Origin of the sequence: Myxococcus guangdongensis, assembly GCF_024198255.1 — a bacterium.
Classification (GTDB): Bacteria; Myxococcota; Myxococcia; order Myxococcales; family Myxococcaceae; genus Myxococcus; species Myxococcus guangdongensis.
In genome coordinates this window covers 297,098-315,962 of record NZ_JAJVKW010000007.1, presented here as the reverse complement: position 1 = coordinate 315,962, position 18,865 = coordinate 297,098, and the positions used below count along the sequence as shown (strand labels likewise).

Annotated in this window: 18 protein-coding genes; 2 read left to right on the top strand and 16 right to left on the bottom strand. The window is 68.2% G+C overall.

Annotation, left to right across the window (positions count from 1 at the left end; all coding sequences use genetic code 11):
• From LXT21_RS23140 to LXT21_RS23130, 3 genes are all read right to left on the bottom strand, one after another.
• Positions 1-699 (bottom strand): CoA transferase subunit A, encoded by a 699-nt coding sequence (locus LXT21_RS23140; RefSeq protein ID WP_254040342.1) that lies wholly within the window; start codon positions 697-699, stop codon positions 1-3.
• Between the two features lie 81 nt (positions 700-780).
• Positions 781-1,962 (bottom strand): acetyl-CoA C-acetyltransferase, encoded by a 1,182-nt coding sequence (locus LXT21_RS23135; protein WP_254040341.1) that lies wholly within the window; start codon positions 1,960-1,962, stop codon positions 781-783.
• A gap of 219 nt (positions 1,963-2,181) precedes the next feature.
• Positions 2,182-3,894, bottom strand: coding sequence for a 30S ribosomal protein S1 (locus LXT21_RS23130; RefSeq protein WP_046713809.1), 1,713 nt, complete (start codon positions 3,892-3,894; stop codon positions 2,182-2,184).
• Positions 3,895-4,490: 596 nt separating this feature from the next.
• On the opposite strand from LXT21_RS23130, the gene LXT21_RS45225 reads away from it, so the two are divergent.
• The gene (locus LXT21_RS45225) at positions 4,491-6,860 is read left to right on the top strand and encodes an Ig-like domain repeat protein (RefSeq protein WP_267145420.1); all 2,370 of its coding nucleotides are present in this window, start codon (positions 4,491-4,493) and stop codon (positions 6,858-6,860) included.
• Between the two features lie 71 nt (positions 6,861-6,931).
• Here LXT21_RS45225 and LXT21_RS23115 read toward each other — a convergent pair whose 3' ends face one another.
• The 12 genes from LXT21_RS23115 to sppA all read right to left on the bottom strand — a co-directional run bounded on the left by LXT21_RS23115 (position 6,932) and on the right by sppA (position 17,287).
• Positions 6,932-7,339 carry a hypothetical protein gene (locus LXT21_RS23115; protein WP_254040340.1) on the bottom strand — a complete coding sequence of 136 codons (408 nt, stop codon included), beginning with the start codon at positions 7,337-7,339 and terminating at the stop codon, positions 6,932-6,934.
• A gap of 4 nt (positions 7,340-7,343) precedes the next feature.
• Positions 7,344-8,489 carry an acyl-CoA dehydrogenase family protein gene (locus LXT21_RS23110; RefSeq protein WP_254040339.1) on the bottom strand — a complete coding sequence of 382 codons (1,146 nt, stop codon included), beginning with the start codon at positions 8,487-8,489 and terminating at the stop codon, positions 7,344-7,346.
• A gap of 10 nt (positions 8,490-8,499) precedes the next feature.
• Positions 8,500-8,949, bottom strand: a complete 450-nt coding sequence (locus LXT21_RS23105) for an AgmX/PglI C-terminal domain-containing protein (RefSeq protein ID WP_254040338.1) — start codon at positions 8,947-8,949, stop codon at positions 8,500-8,502.
• A 5-nt stretch (positions 8,950-8,954) separates the two neighbouring features.
• Entirely contained in the window at positions 8,955-10,097 is a 1,143-nt protein-coding gene (locus LXT21_RS23100) for an acyl-CoA dehydrogenase (protein WP_046713805.1), read from the bottom strand.
• Positions 10,098-10,166: 69 nt separating this feature from the next.
• On the bottom strand, positions 10,167-10,880 hold the full coding sequence (locus LXT21_RS23095; protein WP_254040337.1) for a hypothetical protein: 714 nt from the start codon (positions 10,878-10,880) through the stop codon (positions 10,167-10,169).
• A gap of 32 nt (positions 10,881-10,912) precedes the next feature.
• On the bottom strand, positions 10,913-11,692 hold the full coding sequence (locus LXT21_RS23090; protein WP_254040336.1) for an enoyl-CoA hydratase/isomerase family protein: 780 nt from the start codon (positions 11,690-11,692) through the stop codon (positions 10,913-10,915).
• A 23-nt stretch (positions 11,693-11,715) separates the two neighbouring features.
• Positions 11,716-12,564 (bottom strand): 3-hydroxyacyl-CoA dehydrogenase family protein, encoded by an 849-nt coding sequence (locus LXT21_RS23085; protein WP_223748577.1) that lies wholly within the window; start codon positions 12,562-12,564, stop codon positions 11,716-11,718.
• A gap of 69 nt (positions 12,565-12,633) precedes the next feature.
• Positions 12,634-13,068 (bottom strand): hypothetical protein, encoded by a 435-nt coding sequence (locus LXT21_RS23080; protein WP_254040335.1) that lies wholly within the window; start codon positions 13,066-13,068, stop codon positions 12,634-12,636.
• Between the two features lie 2 nt (positions 13,069-13,070).
• Positions 13,071-13,595, bottom strand: a complete 525-nt coding sequence (locus tag LXT21_RS23075; protein ID WP_254040334.1) for a hypothetical protein — start codon at positions 13,593-13,595, stop codon at positions 13,071-13,073.
• A gap of 19 nt (positions 13,596-13,614) precedes the next feature.
• On the bottom strand, positions 13,615-14,700 hold the full coding sequence (apbC, locus tag LXT21_RS23070) for an iron-sulfur cluster carrier protein ApbC (RefSeq protein ID WP_046713800.1): 1,086 nt from the start codon (positions 14,698-14,700) through the stop codon (positions 13,615-13,617).
• A gap of 200 nt (positions 14,701-14,900) precedes the next feature.
• On the bottom strand, positions 14,901-15,503 hold the full coding sequence (locus LXT21_RS23065; protein ID WP_254040333.1) for a hypothetical protein: 603 nt from the start codon (positions 15,501-15,503) through the stop codon (positions 14,901-14,903).
• Positions 15,500-17,287, bottom strand: a complete 1,788-nt coding sequence (sppA, locus tag LXT21_RS23060) for a signal peptide peptidase SppA (protein WP_254040332.1) — start codon at positions 17,285-17,287, stop codon at positions 15,500-15,502. Before sppA ends, LXT21_RS23065 begins: the two co-directional genes overlap by 4 nt.
• A gap of 103 nt (positions 17,288-17,390) precedes the next feature.
• Between sppA and LXT21_RS23055 the strand changes: the two genes are divergently transcribed.
• Positions 17,391-17,744 carry a hypothetical protein gene (locus LXT21_RS23055; protein ID WP_046713797.1) on the top strand — a complete coding sequence of 118 codons (354 nt, stop codon included), beginning with the start codon at positions 17,391-17,393 and terminating at the stop codon, positions 17,742-17,744.
• A gap of 54 nt (positions 17,745-17,798) precedes the next feature.
• Here LXT21_RS23055 and LXT21_RS23050 read toward each other — a convergent pair whose 3' ends face one another.
• Positions 17,799-18,821, bottom strand: coding sequence for a hypothetical protein (locus tag LXT21_RS23050; protein ID WP_254040331.1), 1,023 nt, complete (start codon positions 18,819-18,821; stop codon positions 17,799-17,801).
• Positions 18,822-18,865: the final 44 nt, after the last annotated feature.

Here is an 18,865-nt window from a genome sequence, read left to right as displayed (position 1 = left end):
TCAGGCCGTCTTGCGGACGGTGCGCCGCTCGATCCACTTCTGGAGGTTCTTCGCCAGGACGATGCGCTTCACGAAGATGCTCGGCAGGTGCACCTGGTCGGGGTCCAGCTCGCCCGGCTGAACAATCTCTTCCACCTCGACGATGGTGACCTTGGCCGCCATGCACATCATCGGGGAGAAGTTGCGCGCGGTCTTGTTGAACACCAGGTTGCCCCACGTGTCCGCCTTCGCCGCGTGGATGACGGCGAAGTCCGCCTTCAGCGGCGTCTCCAGAACGTGCAGACGCCCGTCGATGACGCGCGTCTCCTTGCCCTCGGCCACCTGGGTGCCCGCGCCCGTCGGCGTGAAGAACCCGCCGATGCCACAGCCGCCCGCGCGGATGCGCTCGGCCAGCGTGCCCTGCGGGTTGAGCTCCACCTCCAGCTCGCCGGAGAGGAACTGGCGCTCGAACTCCTTGTTCTCCCCCACGTAGCTCGACACCATCTTCTTCACCTGCTTGTTCTGGAGCAGGATGCCCAGCCCGAGCTCGGTGGTGCCGCAGTTGTTGGAGATGATGGTGAGGTTCTTCACGCCCTTGCGATGAATCGCCTCGATGAGATTCTCGGGATTGCCACACAGCCCGAAGCCGCCGCTCATCAGCGTACAGCCGTCCGGGATGTCGGCGACCGCCTCGTCCGCGCTCGCGTAGACCTTGTTCATGCGCCCTCCTGATAACGGAAACGGGGTGAAGGCCCGTCGAAGGCCCTCACCCCGCCCCTCTCCCCGTGGGGAGAGGGTGGACTACCGCTCCACCATCAGCGCGATGCCCTCGCCGCCGCCGATGCACAGCGACGCGACGCCCCGCTTCTTGTCCTGGTCCTTCATCGTCTGAAGCAGCGTCACCAGCACGCGCGCGCCCGAGGCGCCAATCGGGTGACCCAGCACCACGCCGCCGCCGCGCACGTTCACCTTCTGCGGATCCAACCCGAGCAGGCGGTTGTTGGCGATGGCCACCACCGCGAACGCCTCGTTGATCTCCCACAGGTCCACGTCCGCCGCCTTCACGCCCTTCTTCGTCAGGAGCGTGTTGATGGCGTCCGCCGGAGCAATCGTGAACTCCACGGGCTTGCGCGCCGCCTGCGCGTAGCCGGTGATGCGGCCGAGGATGGTCTTCCCCTCCGCCTTCGCCCGCTCCTCGCTCATCAGCACCAGCGCCGCGGCGCCGTCGTTGATGGAGGACGCGTTGGCGGCCGTCACCGTGCCGTCCTTCTTGAACACGGGCTTCAAGCCCGGGATCTTGTCCGGCTTGGCGTTGCGAGGACCCTCGTCCTCGGACACCGTCGTCTCCTCACCCGGCTTCTTGCCGGGGATGACCACGGGGACGATCTCCGCGGCGAACAGGCCCTCCTTCTGGGACTGGATGGCGCGGCGGGTGGACTCCAGCGCGAACTCGTCCTGCTGCGAGCGGGTGATGTTCTGCGACGTGGCGCATTCCTCGGCGCAGTTGCCCATGTGGACGTTGCCGTACACGTCCCAGAGGCCGTCGTGGATCATCGCGTCCTTGAACTCCACGTTCCCCATGCGCGCGCCGCCACGCATCGTGTGGCTGATGTACGGCGCGTTGCTCATGGACTCCATGCCACCCACGACGACGACGTCCGCCTCGCCCAGGGCAATGGCCTGCGCGCCCGCGATGACGGCCTTGAGGCCGGAGCCACAGACCTTGTTGAGCGTGGTGGCGGGAACTCCCTCGGGCAGGCCGGCGAAGAGCGTGGCCTGACGGGCGGGCGCCTGGCCGACGCCGGCCTGGAGCACGTTGCCCATGATGACCTCCTGCACGGCCTCGGGCTTCACACCCGCGCGCTCCAGCGCGGCCTTGATGGCCACAGCGCCCAGCTGCGGAGCCGTCAGCTTGGAGAGCGCCCCCTGGAAGGAGCCGATGGGGGTACGGGCCGCGCCCACGATGACGACTTCACGAGCCATGAATCTGTCTCCTCTTGAGGATGTTCGGATGTCCTTCGATAACAGCGGCGCTCGCCCTTATCACCGGGCGTTCCCCGGAGTTCAAGCGTCCTCGCTCGCCGTGCGGACGGGAGCGTCGCCTGTCCGACCGGTCGGACGGCCGGGCCCTTCCCCTGGAAACGGCAACGGCCGGGCCCCCTCTCGGGAACCCGGCCGTCACGCCGTGAAGCGGTCCGCTGACTACTTCTTGGTCAGCTTGCCCATCACGTCGCCGAGGCGCGCCTTGGAGCCTTCCGCCTGCTTGCGGAGGTACTCGCGGTAGTCCTCGCCCTCGCCGATGAGCGCCTTGATCGACAGCGCGACCTTCCGGTCCGGCGTGTTGATGTCGATGATCTTCACCTCGACATCCTGGTTCTCCTGCACCACGTCACGCGGGTTCTCGACACGCTCCTCCTTCAGCTCGGAGACGTGGACGAGGCCCTCGATGCCCGGCTCGATCTCCACGAACGCGCCGAAGTCGGTGACCTTGGTGACCTTGCCCTTCACGCGGCTGCCCACGGGCAGGCGCTCGGACAGCGTCTCCCAGGGGTCCGGCTGGAGCTGCTTGATGCCCAGGCTGAAGCGCTCGTTCTCGACGTCGATGTTGAGGACCACCGCCTCGACCTCGTCGCCCTTCTTGAACATCTCGCCCGGGTGCTTGATGCGCTGGGTCCAGGAGATGTCGGACACGTGCACCAGGCCGTCCACGCCCTCCTCGACGCCGACGAACACGCCGAAGTCGGTGACGTTGCGGATCTGACCCTTGATGACGGAGCCGATCGGGTACTTGTCCTCGAGCAGCGTCCAGGGGTTCTGCTCGATCTGCTTCATGCCCAGCGCGATGCGCTTGGCCTTCGGATCGATGTCCAGGACGACGGCCTCCACCTCCTGGCCGACCTCCAGGATCTTGGACGGGTGCTTGAGGCGCTTGGTCCAGGACATCTCGGACACGTGCACCAGACCCTCGACGCCCTGCTCGATCTCGATGAACGCGCCGTAGTCGGTGATGCTGACGACCTTGCCCTTGACGCGCGTACCGACGGGGTACTTCTCGTCGGCGCGGTGCCACGGGTCCTCCTGGATCTGCTTCAGGCCCAGGCTGACGCGCTCCTGCGTCGGGTCGAACTTGAGGACGACGACGCGAACCTCGTCACCCACGTTGAACATCTCGCTGGGGTGACCGATGCGGCCCCACGACATGTCCGTGATGTGCAGCAGGCCGTCGATGCCGCCCAGGTCGATGAACGCACCGTAGTCGGTGAGGTTCTTGACCACGCCCTTGAGGACCGCACCCTCCTTCAGGTTCTTGAGGGTCTCCTTCTTCATCTCCTCGCGCTGCTTCTCGAGGAGCACGCGGCGGCTCAGGACGATGTTGCCGCGCTTCTTGTTGAACTTGATGACCTTGAACTCGAATTCCTTCGAGATGTACTGGTCAAGGTTGCGCACGGGCCGGATGTCGACCTGGCTGCCCGGGAGGAACGCCTTCACGCCGATGTCGACGGAGAGGCCACCCTTCACGCGGCCGACGATGGTGCCCTTGACGATCTCATCGCGCTCGCAGGCGGCGCTGATCTCGTCCCAGATGCGCATCTTGTCGGCCTTCTCCTTGGAGAGGACGACCATGCCGGTGTCGTTCTCACGGCTCTCCAGGAGGACCTCGACCGGGTCGCCCGCCTTGACGGAGATCTCTCCGCGAGGGCTGGTGAACTCGGAGATCGGGACCTGACCCTCGGACTTGTAGCCGATGTCGACGATCGCGAAGTCCTTCGTCACCTGCACGACGGTGCCCTTGACGATCTCCCCTTCCTTCAGGATGCCGTCGCCACCGCGCTGCTTGAGCGACTCTTCGAACATCGCCGCGAAGTTCTCATCGCCGGCGTCCGTCTCGATCTGCTGGTTCACGTTCTGCTGCATGGAGTTGGAAGTCCTTTGAAACGGTACAGCTGCCCCCTGATTTGATGGACGGGGCCTCCGCGCGGGGAGCAGCGGGAGGTCACGGACGTCCCCACCTCTGGGGACTTTTGAATGAAGCCGCGCACCCTAGACACCGGTTATTCCGGTAGTCAAGCGCGCTCGTGCCCCATGTGCTGATCGCGGGATGTGATCCACCGGAACTGTCAAGACCCGGTGGGACCTTCCGCAGTACTCGAACTAAGTCCGCTCGCCCTCCCGCGCATCCCTGACTTCAGGGAGCCACGCGAGCGACCGGTGCACCTGACCGGTCAGCGAGCCCGTGCACTGTACCCGAAAAATCCGCTGAAATGCGACCGCTCGTGTGCACGGCCGTTCCGCTCGTGGGTCGAGGTCCGCGAGTCCGGTGCCCGGCGTGAGTCATGGGGGAGGTGCGCCCGGGGGGGTGGACTGTTTTCCCGCACGTCGGCGGCCGTGGGCCTCTTCCTTCCCTTCCCTCTCATGAAGCCGCCGCCCTGGGTCCGGGCTGGCGCCGTGTACTGGGATTCCGAGAAGGACATAGAATGCCGCGTTCACTTCTCGGCTGGCACAGGATGTCCATGCTTCGTTGGAGCGCTTCCCTCCTTCTGGTGGTCGTCGTCCTCCTGGGCGCGGGCCGCGTGTCCGCGCAGGGCGTGGACTCGAATCGGCTCATCCTGTCGAGGGACAGGAACGTGGAGGTCCTGCTCGTCGAGGAGAAGGCCTCCGCGGGCGCGTCCCACACGCTGGGGTGGCTCTATTACGACGACCTGGTGGCGCGGGGGTACGTCGACATCGGGAACCCGGATGATCCCAATGACGACGTGCTCATCGACGTCGAGGGCAACGGCATCCCGGACTTCCACGAGGACCTGTACAACCTCAATCCTGACAGGGGTTACATCGGCGAGGCCACGCGGTGCATCCCGGAGCGCATCTTCTTCCATCGTCGGGCGGAGACCGGTGACGTGCTCCGCCTGCGGGAGCCGGAGCTGCTGACGGGCGGATGCACGTCGGCCACCAGCTATTCGCCGAATGGTGGGCCCAAGCGATGGCCGGCTGATGTGCCGGACTACCCCGCGCGTCCGGTGGGCGCGGTGGTGGGCCAGCGCGTTCGTGATGCGACGGACCTGGTGGATGCGAGCGGGAACTTCCGCGCGGGCGCGGTGCCGGGGCTGCTGGATGCGTACTTCAGCGACCGGGGCGTCTTCCCCCACATCCCCAACCTGCTCGAGCCGGACGACTCGCAGAACGGGCACATGGGGTTGGGGAACATCATCCTGCTGAGCACGGATGACGACGGGAATACGTGCCCGGGGGCGCCCGCGGTGGAGTGCCTCACGCCCCGGCTGGCGTCCCGGGGGCCGGGGCAGCCGGCGTCGGTGGGGCCCATCTGGGACCTGTCGAGCGCGCTGGATGGACTGCCCGATTACAAGGCGAGCGCGTTCGGTCCGGATGGGCGCGTCATCGCGGGGCGGGATGTGACGGCGGCCATCAACGAGGAGGACCGCCGGGTGAGCCTGGGGACGGTGACGGGCGGACGGGAGATCGTCTTCTTCCTCGTCACGTACCTGGAGCATGACTTCGACCGGGCCACGGATGCGTGCTTCCTGCCCGCCATCACACCCGAGGGCCGGTACCAGTGCGAGCTGTGGGGGCACGGGGACATCAACGTCTTCTTCTCGAAGACGCTGTTGAACCTGGACCTGCATCAGCCTCTGTCGACGGACCGCGTGACGACGGTCAACCCGAGCTCGAACTGGCTCAGCCCGACGGGCTACTCGCGATTGCAGTCGCGGGAGTACGGCAAGGTCCAGATCGTCGAGTCCTTCGACATGGATGCGTGGAGCTATCAGCAGCGCACGCCGCACGTGTTGATGCTGGCGCCCATGGAGGCGACGGACACGTGGGTGATGAGCTGGGAGGACCTCACCGCGGGCGGAGACCTGTCGTTCAATGACCTGACGTTGCTCATCCGAGGCGTGGGCCTGGAGCCCACGGTGACGCGACTGGAGCACCAGGGCGGGCCCATCATCGTGGGCGAGCCGACGTTCTTCACGGCCTCCGTGACGGACGTCCCGGGTGTGCCACTGACGACGGGCTCCGTGAGCTTCTTCGTGGACGGAGACTTCGTCACGTCCCTGGACGTCGATGGCGCGGGGACCGCGACGGTCGACCTCTCCTTCTCCTCGATGGGCGAGCACCGGGTCATCGCGGAGTACGGGGGCATCGACAACGTGTACTCGTGGAGCATGTCCGAGGAACTGCTGGTGATCGCAGAGCTTGGGGATGGTGGGAGCCTGCCGGATGCCGGGCAGCCAGATGCCGGGCCTCGAGATGCCGGGATGCCCGATGCCGGTGCGTTCGACGCGGGGACCCCGGATGCAGGAGCGCCGGATTCGGGCACTCCCGACGCGGGGACCCCGGATGCAGGAGCGCCGGACTCGGGCACTCCCGACGCGGGGACCCCGGATGCAGGAGCGCCGGATTCGGGCACTCCCGACGCGGGGGCGGAGCCGGATGCAGGTGAGGAAGATGCGGGAACGCCTCCAGAGCCCGACGCGGGAGAGGACGCGGGCGCGCCTCCGGACGCGGGCGATGCCGGCGATGATGCGGGAACGCCCCCGGACGCGGGCGATGCAGGTGACGCAGGGGATGATGGTGGTGGAACCACGCCGGAGCCCGATGCGGGCGATGACGCGGGAACCACTCCACAGCCTGAACCGGACGCGGGTGACGGCGACGCTGGTACGAGTCCCGACGCGGGCACTGAAGACGCTGGACCCTCGGACCCCAACGGTCCCAGCGAGCCAGAGCTGCCGGGTCCTCGCGACCTGACCGTTACGGGTTGGGGATGCGGCGCCACCGATGCCAGCAGCGCATCCTTCGTGATGCTGGCGCTCTGGCTGGGCGTGTCGTTCCTCCGCACCCGGAGCCGGAAGCTCGACTGACGGTGAGGCCGTGGCTCTCGGTGCGATGGATCAGCGCCGAGAGCCGAGCACCTTCGTGAAGCCCTCCGGCCTCAGGGCGTCTTCCAGTCCCCGTAGCACGCCGTGAGTCCGCACTCGGGACAGCGGCAGCCGACATAGACCCAGCGGGACTGCGTGGTGCCCTTGTAGAAGGCAGTGCCCAGGACCATCTCGAAGGCCCCATTTCCACAGGGGCACTCGGCCTGCTCGAGCTCCGCCTCCTCGAGGAACTCCTCGCTGTCCCCGATGGGGACCTCGTGCTCGCACTTCACGCAGCACTGCACCGCCGCGCCCTCGGTCTCGTCGATCAGCAGGTGGAGCCGATCGTGGCGGCAAGGGCAGAGCAGCTCATCCAGTCGCTCGACGGGATAGCCGTTCTCCTTGCTGAACCGCTCCAGCTCAGGGCGGATGTCCGCCCGCGAATCGCCGTAGGAGTACTCGCCCTTCTTCGTCAGCGCCACGCACTCACCCCAGCAGCTTGAAGCTCTCGCGGGCAATCACCACGCGCTGCACCTCGCTGGTGCCCTCGTAGATGGTCTGCACGCGGGCGTCGCGGAAGTAGCGCTCCACCGGGAACTCGTCGACGTAGCCATAGCCGCCATGGAGCTGCACGGCCTTGTCGCAGACGCGGTTGCTCGTCTCGCTGGCGTACAGCTTCGCCATCGACGCCTCGCGAGAGAACGGCTGCTTCTGGTCCTTGAGGTACGCCGCGCGCAGCGTCAGCAGCTCCGCCGCGTCGATCTGCGTCTTCATGTCGGCGATCATGAACCGCGGCCCCTGGAACTCGCCGACGGCCTGACCGAAGGCCTTGCGGTCCTTCACATACGAGACCGTCGCCTCCAGCGCCGCGCGCGCCACGCCGCACGCCTGCGACGCGATGCCGATGCGCCCACCATCCAGCGCGACCATCGCCAGCCGGAACCCCTGCCCTTCCGCCGCCAGCAGGTTCTCCGCCGGAATCACGCAGTCCTCGAACGTCAGCGGCACGGTGTTCGATGAGCGCAGGCCCATCTTGTCCTCGTGACGCCCGACGATGAGGCCCCTCGTCCCGCCCTCCACGATGAAGCAGGACAAGCCCTTGTTGCCCGCGCCGGACGTCCGCGCCCACACCACGAGCACCCCGGCGTGCGCGCCGGAGGTGATCCACTGCTTGCTGCCGTTGAGCACCCACGTGTCGCCACGCCGCACCGCCGTGGTCCGCAGCGCGCCCGGGTCCGAGCCCGCGTGCGCCTCCGAGAGCGCGAACGAGCCCGCCACCGCCTCACCGGACACCAGCCGCGTCACGTACTTCTCGCGCTGGGCCTCGGTCCCGAAGGCGTTGATCAGCTCGCCACACATGTTCGTGACGGCCATCGTCACCGCGGTGGACGCGTCCGCCGCCGCCATCTCCATCATCGCCAGCGCGTAGGAGACGGCGCCCGCCTCCGAGCCGCCGTACTGCGCCGGGATGTTCACCCCGAGCAGCCCCAGCGCTCCCAGCTCCTTGTAGAGCTCCGTCGGGAAGCGCTCCGTGCGGTCCAGCTCGCGGGCCACCGGCGCCACGCGCTCGCGCGCGAACTTGCGGGCCGTCTCGCGAATCAGCGTCTGGGTCTCGGTCAGCTCGAGGTTCACGGAGGTCTTCCTACTCGACGGCCTTGAGGTTGAACGGGTACTCGATGGGGTGGTCCGCGCCGTCCGGAGGCTTGGGGAACGTCATGGACGTCAGCACGGCCACCACGCAGTCGTGGAGGTTCGGGTCCTTCAGCGTGCTGCCCTTCTTCACCTTGGCGTTCTTCACCAGGCCATTGGCGTCGATGGTGAAGGACGTGTGCAGCTTGCCCTCCACCTTCTTGTCCTTCTCCGCCATGTGGTCCTCGTAGCACTCCTGGATGCGCCCCTGGTTGTAGGCGACCACCTGGCGGATGGAGTCCGGCGTGAAGGGCATCCGCTCCACGTCCGGCGCGTCGCTCTTCGCGGGCGCCGGCTTGGTGGGGGCCGCGGGCTTCCCGCCCCCGGACTTCTTCGACGGAGTGCCCTGGGCGAACGCGACGGCGGACGCCAGGACCAGAACGGGAAGCAGTGCCCTCTTCATGATGCCTACTCCTTCAGGACGTTGGCCGAGATGACGATGCGCTGGATCTCGCTCGTCCCCTCGTAGATCTCGGTGATGCGAGCGTCGCGCACGTGGCGCTCCGCGTCCATCTCCTTGCTGTAGCCCATGCCGCCGTGCACCTGGAGGGCCTTGTTCGTCACGCGGTTGGCCATCTCGCTGGCGAACAGCTTCGCCATCGCGCTCTCCGCGCTGTGACGCACGCCCTTGTCCTTGAGCAGGGCCGCCCGCCAGATGAGCAGCCGGGCCGCGTCGATCTCCATGGCCATGTCGGCGATCATGAACTGGATGGCCTGGTGCTCGCGGATGGGCTTGCCGAACGACTTGCGCTCACCCGAGTAGCGAACGGCCTCCTCGTACGCGGCGCGCGCGATGCCCAGCGCCTGGGACGCGATGCCGATGCGGCCGCCGTCCAGCGTGGACATGGCGACCTTGAAGCCCTCGCCCTCCTTGCCCAGCAGGTTCTTGGCCGGCACGCGCATGTCCTCGAAGAACATGGAGCAGGACCAGGCGGCGCTGATGCCCATCTTCTTGTCGGGCTCGGCGCGCGTGAAGCCGGGGGTGTTGGTGGGGACCAGGAAGGCGGTGATGCCCTTGTGGCCCGCCTCCTTGTTCGTCATCGTGAACAGCACGATGGCGTCGGCCTTGGGGCCGTTGGTGATCCAGTTCTTCGAGCCGTTGATGATGTACTCGTCACCCCGGCGCACCGCGACGGTCTGCTGCGCGGCGGCGTCGCTGCCGGCCTCGGGCTCCGTCAGGCCGAAGCAGCCGAGCTTGTCGCCCCGCGCGAACGGCGTGAGGAACTCCTCCTTCTGCGCCTCGGTGCCGAACTTCATCACCGGATCGCAGTAGAGCGAGTTGTTCACGCTCATGATGACGCCGGTGGAGGCACAGCCGCGGCTGATCTCCTCCATGGCGAGCGCGTAACAGACATTGTCCAGGCCGGCGCCGCCGTACTGCTCGGGGACGGCGACACCGAGCAGCGAGAGCTCAGCGAGCTTCTTCACCGCATCGGTGGGCCACGTGTGGTGCTCATCCCACTTACGGGCGTTGGGGGTCAGTTCCTTGGCGGCGAACTCGCGGCACATCCGCTGGATCTCGCGCTGGACGTCGGTCAGCTCGAAGTTCATGAGGGCTCCATATTACGGGGGGTGCTCCCAGGGAATAGCGAAGACGAAGGACCCGACCCCAAGCGATGGTTACCGTGCCGATGAGCCGCCGGTTGCCCGCCCCCGCTCCCCGGATTCCAGGGGCGAGCCCAGGAACATGTTCAAGGGCACCGTGACGTCGAGGGACACGTCCATCCTTGCCCCCTCCCCCGTCCAGGCCCGGCGCAGCACGACCGACACCGTCCATGGCGTCGTGGCCTCGTGTCGCTCAATCAAGTCATACGTGAGGCCCACGCCCGCAACGCCCCCCGAGCCGTCCTGGCCCCACAGGCCCGCTCCCTCGGCGAGCACCCCGAAGCGCGCCCGGTCCGGGAACACCGACACCCGCGCCCCCGCGAGCAGCCGCAGCTTCGCCGGGGCCAGTCGGACCTGGGGCTCGATGAAGGGAGAGAGGAGCAGCGTGGGCCCGGGGATGTCCCACGCCCCGAGCGCCCACGGGTGGATGGGCCAGGAGAGCACCCAGTGACTCGAAGCGCCCGAGCCCCACTGGTAGCGGACATCGGGAATCAGCGGCTCGAGGAAGCACCCGGTGTAGATGCACAGCGAGCGCTTCCACGAGACGAGCGGCGAGGCGCGGCCGTGCTCGTCGGGCGGGACTTCGCGAGTGGGCTTGGGTGGTTCGTCCGTGCGGGCGGGTAGACGAACAGGCTCGTCGGCGAGTGCGCCGCTCGAAGGGCGCAGGCTCGCATCGAGGACGCTCGTCGGGACGAGCTCGGCGCGGGCCGGCGACGCGGCCAGGAGCACCGTGAGGAGACTCCCGACCGCGCGCGCGTGCGTCACTTGCCGATGAAGCTCGCGGGGCGCTTCTCGATGAACGCCTTCATGCCCTCGGTCTGGTCGAAGGAGCCGAACAGCTCCGCGAAGCCCTGACGCTCCAGGGTGTTGGCCTCCGTGAGGTCCTTGTCCGCGCCCTGGTCGATGACCCGCTTGGCCTTGCCGATGGCCAGGGGGCTGTTCTTGAGGATCTTCTCCGCGATGGCGTTGCAGTGCGCGAGCAGCCCCTCGGCCGGCAGCACCTCCAGCACCAGGCCGATCTCCTTGGCCTTGGCGGCGTCGATGCGCGCGCCCGTGAAGATGAGCTCCTTCGCCCGGGCCCGCCCCACCAGCCGCGTGAGCCGCTGCGTGCCGCCGAAGCCCGGGATGACCCCCAGGCTCACCTCGGGCAGGCCGAGCTGCGCCTTCTCGGACGCGTAGATGAAGTCGCACGCCAGGGCCAGCTCACAGCCGCCGCCGAGCGCGAAGCCGTTCACCGCGGCGATGGTGGGGATGCTCAGCGACTCCAGCAGCGCGAACACGCGGTGCCCGAGGGCCGCGAACTCCTTCGCCTGGGACTCGTTCAGCCCCGCCATCTGCTTGATGTCCGCGCCCGCGACGAAGGCCTTCTCGTTCGCGCTGGCGACGATGAGCACGCGCGTCTGCTCGTCCAGCGACTTCACCCCCGCCTCGATGTCCAGCAGGGTCTGGTTGTCGAGGGCGTTGAGCGTCTTCGGGTTCCGGTCGATGAACAGCGTGGTGACCGCGCCTTCACGCACCAGGCGGATGTTCTCGTAGGTCATGTTCGGTGTCCTCTTTCGGAAGCTCAGTACTTGTAGAAGCCGCGGCCGCTCTTCTTGCCGTACCAGCCGGCGTCCACGTACTGACGCAGCAGCGGGCACGGGCGATACTTCGAGTCACCCAGGCCCTTGTGCAGCACCTCGGCGATGTAGAGCACCGTGTCCAGGCCGATGAAGTCGGCCAGCTGCAGCGGGCCCATGGGCTGGTTGGTCCCCAGCTTCATCGCGGTGTCGATGTCCTCCGCGGAGCCCAGGCCCTCCATCAGCGCGTAGCAGGCCTCGTTCAGCATCGGGATGAGGATGCGGTTGACGATGAAGCCCGGGAAGTCCTTGGAGACGACCGTCGTCTTGCCCATGCGCTCGGACAAGGCGCGCGTGGTGGCGTAGGTCTCATCAGACGTCGCGGCGCCGCGGATGAGCTCCACCAACTGCATCACTGGCACCGGGTTCATGAAGTGCATGCCGATGACGGACTCGGGGCGCTTCGTGGACGCGGCGATGCGGGTGATGGGGATGGAGGAGGTGTTGGTGGCGAGGATGCCGCCCGGCCGGACGACGGCGTCCAGGTCCTGGAAGATGCGGCGCTTGAGGTCCTCGTTCTCCGTCACCGCCTCAATCGCGAAGTCGACGTCCTTCGCCTCGGTGACGTTCGTCAGGGTGGCGAGGTTCGCCTCGGCGGCCTGCTGCTTCGCGGCGTCGAGCTTGCCCTTCTCCACCAGCTTCTTCAGGCCCGCGCGGATGCGGTCAGCGCCCTTGGCGAGACCTTCCTTGGACACGTCCGCCAGCGTGACGCGCAGACCCGCCTGCAATGCCACCTGCGCGATGCCCGCGCCCATCTGCCCGGCGCCGACGACGACGATGTGCTCCGTTGCCATGGTGCTCTCGAACCCCTCGGTCGGAATGTGAATGACGTCGAGCGGCCTTAGCCCACGCCCCCGGGGCGGTCAACGAGTCGCGGCGGGCAACTCCACCTGGCGGACGATGTAGCGCTCCTCCCCCACCGACAGTCGCTCCTCCACGCGCCGACGCTCCTCTCGGCCCGCGAGCTTCACGTAGAACACCGCCCGGAAATCACCCTCGGGCAGGTCCACCTTGAAGGTGATTTCGGGGGGCGCGCCGGTGTCACCGAAGAACCGCTCCTCGCGCTTGAGCAGCTCGCCGTCCGCGCCGCTCACCTGGAAGTCCAGGGCGCGCGCCTGACGCCAGCCGTCTCCCGAGGGATGGATGACCAGCTCGCGCTCGGGGATGCCGGTCACCTGCCAGAGCCATACGCCCAGCCCGACGGCCACGAGCAGCGGCAGTCGCTTGGCGAGCGGCGAGGAACGGAAGCCCTTCCGCGCGGGCGTGGCGGGTGTCTCGGGGGGAGGCGTGTCCGCCACCGCTACTCCTTCTTCGAGCGCCGGGAGCCAGGGCGGCGCGCATTGAGCTCGGAGATGACCACGCGCGCGGTGGGGGCCGCGGCGTGCTTCTTCTCCTTGGGGCGCGGCTCGGCGGCGGGCTCGGCGTCATCCTCGCCGAGCTTCTCGGCCTTGTCCGGCGGGACGAGCCGGACCTGCGCCTTGATCTCCAGCGTCATGCCGGAGACGAGCTTGAGGAACTCATCGCGCAGCTTCTCGGACTGGAGGAAGCGGCGGAGCTCCTCGGTGATGGCACCGGTGACTTCATCCTTGGTCTTCTCCGCCTGGGAGAGGATGAAGCCGAGGGCCTCCTTGGGGAGCTTGAGCTGGCCAGCGAGGTTGCGGATGCCCTCTTCGGTCATGAAGAGGGCGCCCAGGCCGGCGACGGCCATGCGGCGGACGAACTCCGGGACGAAGCCCGCGGGCCCCGAGGCCCGCCCTTCCCGGCCGGAACGGTCCTCGTCGATGAGCGGGTCGTCGGGATACTCGTCGTTGCCGGCCGGGGGCATGAAGCGTCTCCTGGGTGGGTCAGCGTGCCTGCACCACCGGCAGAGGGATGCTCTTGGCGCTCTGCGCGGACACGCGGCCCGCGATGTTGCGAGCGACCTCCAGGAAGGCCTTGGCCTCCGGGCTGTCCTTGGCGCCCACCACCACCGGTACGCCCGAGTCTCCCGACACACGCACCTTCAAGTCCAGCGGAACTTCCCCGAGGAACGGGATGCCGAACATCTCCGCGGCCTTGCGACCACCACCATGGTTGAAGATGGGGGTGACGTGCGAGCAGTTCGGGCAGACGAACTGGGACATGTTCTCGACGATGCCCAGCACGGGGATGTGGACCTTGTCGAACATCTGCTTGGCGCGGACCACGTCGGCCAGGGCCACGTCCTGCGGCGTGGTGACGAGCACCGCACCCGCGGCGCGGATGGACTGGGAGAGCGTCAGGGCCACGTCGCCGGTGCCCGGCGGCAGGTCGAGCACCAGGTAGTCGAGCTCGCCCCAGTTCACGTCACGCACCAACTGCATCAGGGCGCCGTGGAGCATGGGGCCGCGCCAGATGAGGGCCTGGTCGGCTTCGACGAGGAAGCCGATGGACATGACCTTGAGGCCGTGGGCGATGAGCGGATCCAGCGACTTGCCGTCGGGGCTCACGGGCTTCTTGTCGCCCAGGCCCGTCATGAGGGGGACGGAGGGGCCGTAGAAGTCGGCGTCGAGCAGACCGACCTTGGCGCCGTGCTGGGCGAGCGCGGTGGCCAGGTTGACGGCGACGGTGCTCTTGCCGACGCCGCCCTTCCCCGCGCCCACGAGGATGATGTTCTTCACCTTGGGGAGCAGCGCGCCCGCGGGGACACCGCCACCGGCGGAGCGGACCTGGGCGCCCCACTCGATGTTGAAGGACTTCAGACCGGGGACGGCCTTGAGGGCGGCCTCGGAGTCGGCCTGGATCTTCCCCTTCATGGGGCAGGCGGGCGTGGTGAGCTCGATCTTGAGTTTGACCGTGTCGCCGGTGACGCGGACGTCCTTCACCATTCCGGCCTTCACCAGATCCACGTGCAGCTCGGGATCGATCACCTTCGACATGGCCGCGAGGACGTCGGCCTCGGTAACGCTCATCGGGACACCTGAAACCTTTTGGAAAACGGGCGCTTGGGAGCACCCCCAGGGGCGCGGAACATGCCAGCCCGGGAGGAGCTGTACAACGTCGTTTAACGCGGTGTGGCCCAGGACGCACCCCGGCGACGGACCGGAGGGCCGGAGGGTGTCGACAGGCTGAAGGTGTCCATCAGGGACACTGTGGGAACGGGCGGGCGGGCCTACTCGAGGGCCGAGACGCGGTACTCGCCGTCCTCGAGGACCAGGAGGACGGCGCGCTCGTCGCCCAGGGGGAAGACCGCCTCTCCCGCGCCGACGCGCACGTGGGTGTTGAGGGCGAGCCGGGCGCGGCGCAGGCGCTCCTTGGAGAGGGGCTCGCGCTCGAAGTCTTCCTTGAGCCGCTCGGGGGTGTAGCGGGCGCGCAAGGGAGCGGCGAGGAGGCCGTAGGCGGTCTTCCAGTCCTTGGCGTCGGAGGCGTCGAGGAAGCGGCGGAGCGCGGCGCGAGGGACGTCGGCTGGGCGGGCCTCGACGACGCGCCAGTCAGGGCCGGAGCGCGCGAGGGTGAGCGAGGGGGCGCGGGCCTCGAGGACCTCCGCGCTGGAGCGGACGGCGGCGGCGCGCTCGCGACGGGTGGCTTCGTCGGAGTAGCGCTCCAGGAAGGCCGTCTCGCCGTCAGGGCCGTTGGTGGTGAGGGCGTAGGCGTCCTGGAGGCGGCCCTCGTCGAGGGCGCGCGCGTAGGCCTCCGCGACGGAGACGGGCTCACGCGACGGAGTGGCACAGGCGGGGGCCAGCACGAGGACCCCGAGGAGGACGGTGCGCTTCATGGGGCGCGGACGGTACCACGGAGCTTGTGCACGAACCGGCGCAGCCACGAGTCGACCTCCGGCTCGTTCTCCAGGGATTCGAGCGTCGTGCGTGCATCGCCGCTCAGGTTCCACGACACCGGGCACAGGGCATACGTCGCCGGGTGCGCGGCGCCCATCACCAGCTTCAGCAATGACATCCGAGGCGCGGGCGCACCGTAGGACTTCAACTCGAAGTCACCGGGCGCCACCTTCGCGAGCGACAGCGCGTACCGGCACGCCTCCTCGAACCCGCCCAGCCTGTCCACCAGGCCCGCGTCCTTCGCGCGGACGCCCGAGTACACGCGGCCCTCGGCCAGCGCGTGGATCTCCTCCTTCGTCCGGCCGCGCGCCTTCGCCACGTGGCCCAGGAAGGACTGATACATCTCCTCGATGTCCGCCTCGAGCGCGGCCCGCTCCCCTTCCGTGAATCCGCGCGAGAACGACAACAACCCCGCGTTCGCTCCGCGTGTGATCACCGTCTTGTGGATGCCCAGCAGCTGCATCAACCCGGACGTGTCGAACTTGCCCGCGAACACGCCAATCGAGCCCACCACCGCGTGCGGCGCGCTCCACAGCTCCTTCGCGCCCAGCGCCACCATGTAGCCCGCACTGGCGCAGACCCTGTCCATGTACGCAATCACGGGCTTCTTCTTCGCCACCCGCTGCACCACCTCGAGGATCTGCTCCGAGGCAATGGCCGCACCGCCGGGGCTGTTCACATACAAGAGGATGGCCTTGGAGCGCTTGTCCCGCGCCGCCGCCCTCAACCCCTTCACCACCGCGTCCGACGTCGCGAACCTGCCGCCCGCGTTCCCGCTCCCGGGGACGATCATCCCGGATACCGGCACGAAGGCCAGCCGAGGCTTGCGCTTCCACCGACGCCACTTCACCGGAGGAAACGGCACCGTCTCCAGGTACATCTCCATCGGCTCCAGCTCCGTGTCGTCATCCTCCGGAGCCACGCCGTCCTTCTTCTCCACCATCCCCAGGTGCAGGGGCAGGTCCACCTCGCTCACCAACCCATCCACCAGCCCCGCGGCCTTGGCGCGCTGCGCGCTGTAGGGACCCTGGTCGATGAGCGCCCGCACCTCGTCCGGCGTCTTCTTCCGCGCCGCTGACACCGCCTCCACCAGCGCCGCGTAGCGCTCGTCCAGGAACGACTCCACCGTCCGCCGCTGGATGTCGGAGACCTCCGGATGCGTGAACAACTCCGGCGCTGTCTTGTAATCACCCCGGCGGATGAACTGCGGCCGGATGCCGATGCGCGACAGCCCCTCCCCCAACGCGGTCGACTCCGCCGCGTACCCCACCAGCTCCAGCCGCCCCATCGGCGCGAGCAACACCTCGTCCGCCGCGCAGAGCACCGGATACGAATCCGTGTCCACCATCACCGCCCACGTCACCACCCGCTTGCCCGCAGCCCGGAACTCCGCCAGCAGCGCCAGGAGCGCGTCCCGCTTCGCCGGGGGCAACCCCAACCCCTCCACCTCCAACAACACCCCCTTCACCTTGGCGTCCCCCGCCAACAGCCGCAGCGCCTCTCCGAACTTCTCCAGGGACGTCACGTCCGCGGGCTCCGGCTTGGCGCCGCCCCCCAGTGAGAACCGGGGCTTGCGCTGCTCCCGGTACGGCGGATCCCCCGTCAGACGGAAGCGCACGTAGGCCGGACGGCTCCCGGCCGCGAACATCCGGAAGGGCGCACCCAACAGGGTTCGCAGGAGCAGCAACAGGTTGGCGATGGCGAGGAAGGGCAGGCGCAGCATGGCGTCCCGAGGTCGATGTGGGCACCCAGGCGCGTACTGGACACGCTCTCCCGGTGCAAGCCCTGTTCAGCAGGCCCGTTGGGTCGTGATAGCCTCCCCCGCCATGCGAACCCCTTCCCTTGCCCGACTCCTCCTCGTCCTCGCGCTCGCGACGGGCGGAGCCGCGCTGGCCCAGCCGCGCAAACCGGTCCAGGACTTCAACGCCCCCCGTGAGCTCACCGCCGAGGAGCGCGAGGCCGCCAAGCAGCGCGCCATGGGCAACAACCTCAACAACTACGGCAAGGACATCCAGGTGAAGGCACAGCCCTTCCCCTGGAAGGCCGCGGGCCTCGCCGGCATCGTGTTCCTCGTCGCCATCCCCTTCGCCATCCGGGCCTTCCGGAACACGTCGAAGGACATGGACAACATCAACACCTTCGGGAACAACTCCAACCGCGCCGACGACGAGGCCGCCTGAAGCACCCTCGCGCTCCAGCTCTCCTCGGAGCTGGAGCCGACGGCGCGGCCAGACCTACGGCTGCGCCACCCCCGTCTCGTAGGCCGTGCGGATGCTCTGCGCGCAGGCCCGGGACTTCTCGCCCTCCCCGCTCCCGATTTGACGCAGTCGCGCCATGACCATGTACCGGGTCCCGGCCGCGTTCACCCACGGGTAGAAGCCGAAGGCCCCCGCGGACGAGTGTCCCGTCACCGTCCACGCTCCGCCGACGCGCTCCCCTTCAATCCAGTGCCCCAGCCCGTAGTACGCCTCGCCCGCGGTCCACGGTGTGAAGGACACGCCCGCGCCACCGGGCCCCGCGGGGACGGCGTCCACCGTCAGCTTGGACGACAACGCCGTCTGGGCGTTGAGCAGCTTCATCAGGAAGACGCGGTACTGCGCCGCGCTCCCGGAGAAGCCCCCCGCCGGGGCCACGTCGCTGTCGGACTCCGGGAAGCTGGTGCCCAGCAAGGGGTTGAGCCAGTCCATCACGCTCGCGAGGCCCGTGCCCCTGCGCAGGGGCATGTCATCCAGGGCCAGCTTCTGCATGTGCCCGCCGTTGTAGAAATAGCGGCCGTCCTGGAGCGGGCGGTAGGTGACGTCCTTGAACGACGCCCCGTAGCACGCGGACACGTTCGTCCCGGCCACGTCACACAGCGTGGTGTTCTCGTCGATGTAGCCGCTGGTGAAGTTGAGGCGCTTCTTCTCGTCCGCCGTCAGGTTCGCGTAGCCCTTGGACTCCACGTAGGCGCCCGCGTAGAGCCACTTGCTCGCGGAGGCGATGGGCATCACCGTCGTCGCCGTGACGCCGCTCCCCTTCGACAGGCCGTGGAGCGGCCCTGCCCCGGTGCCCATCTCCCAGTAGAAGTTCCCGAGCGACTTGCAGCCCGCCGCGTTGTGGGCGGTGTCGAGCGCGGCCTGCTCGTACACCGTGAGCGCCTCGCGTGTCGTCGCCTCGTCGCCCGCTTCGAGCGCGGCGTCGGGATGACCACAGCCGGCACTGCTCAGGGACCACAGCGCGCACGCCCAGATGAACCGCGTCGTTCCGCTTCGCTTCATGGGACCTTCCTCCTGGAATGGCCCCCTGAAAACCCGGACCCCGC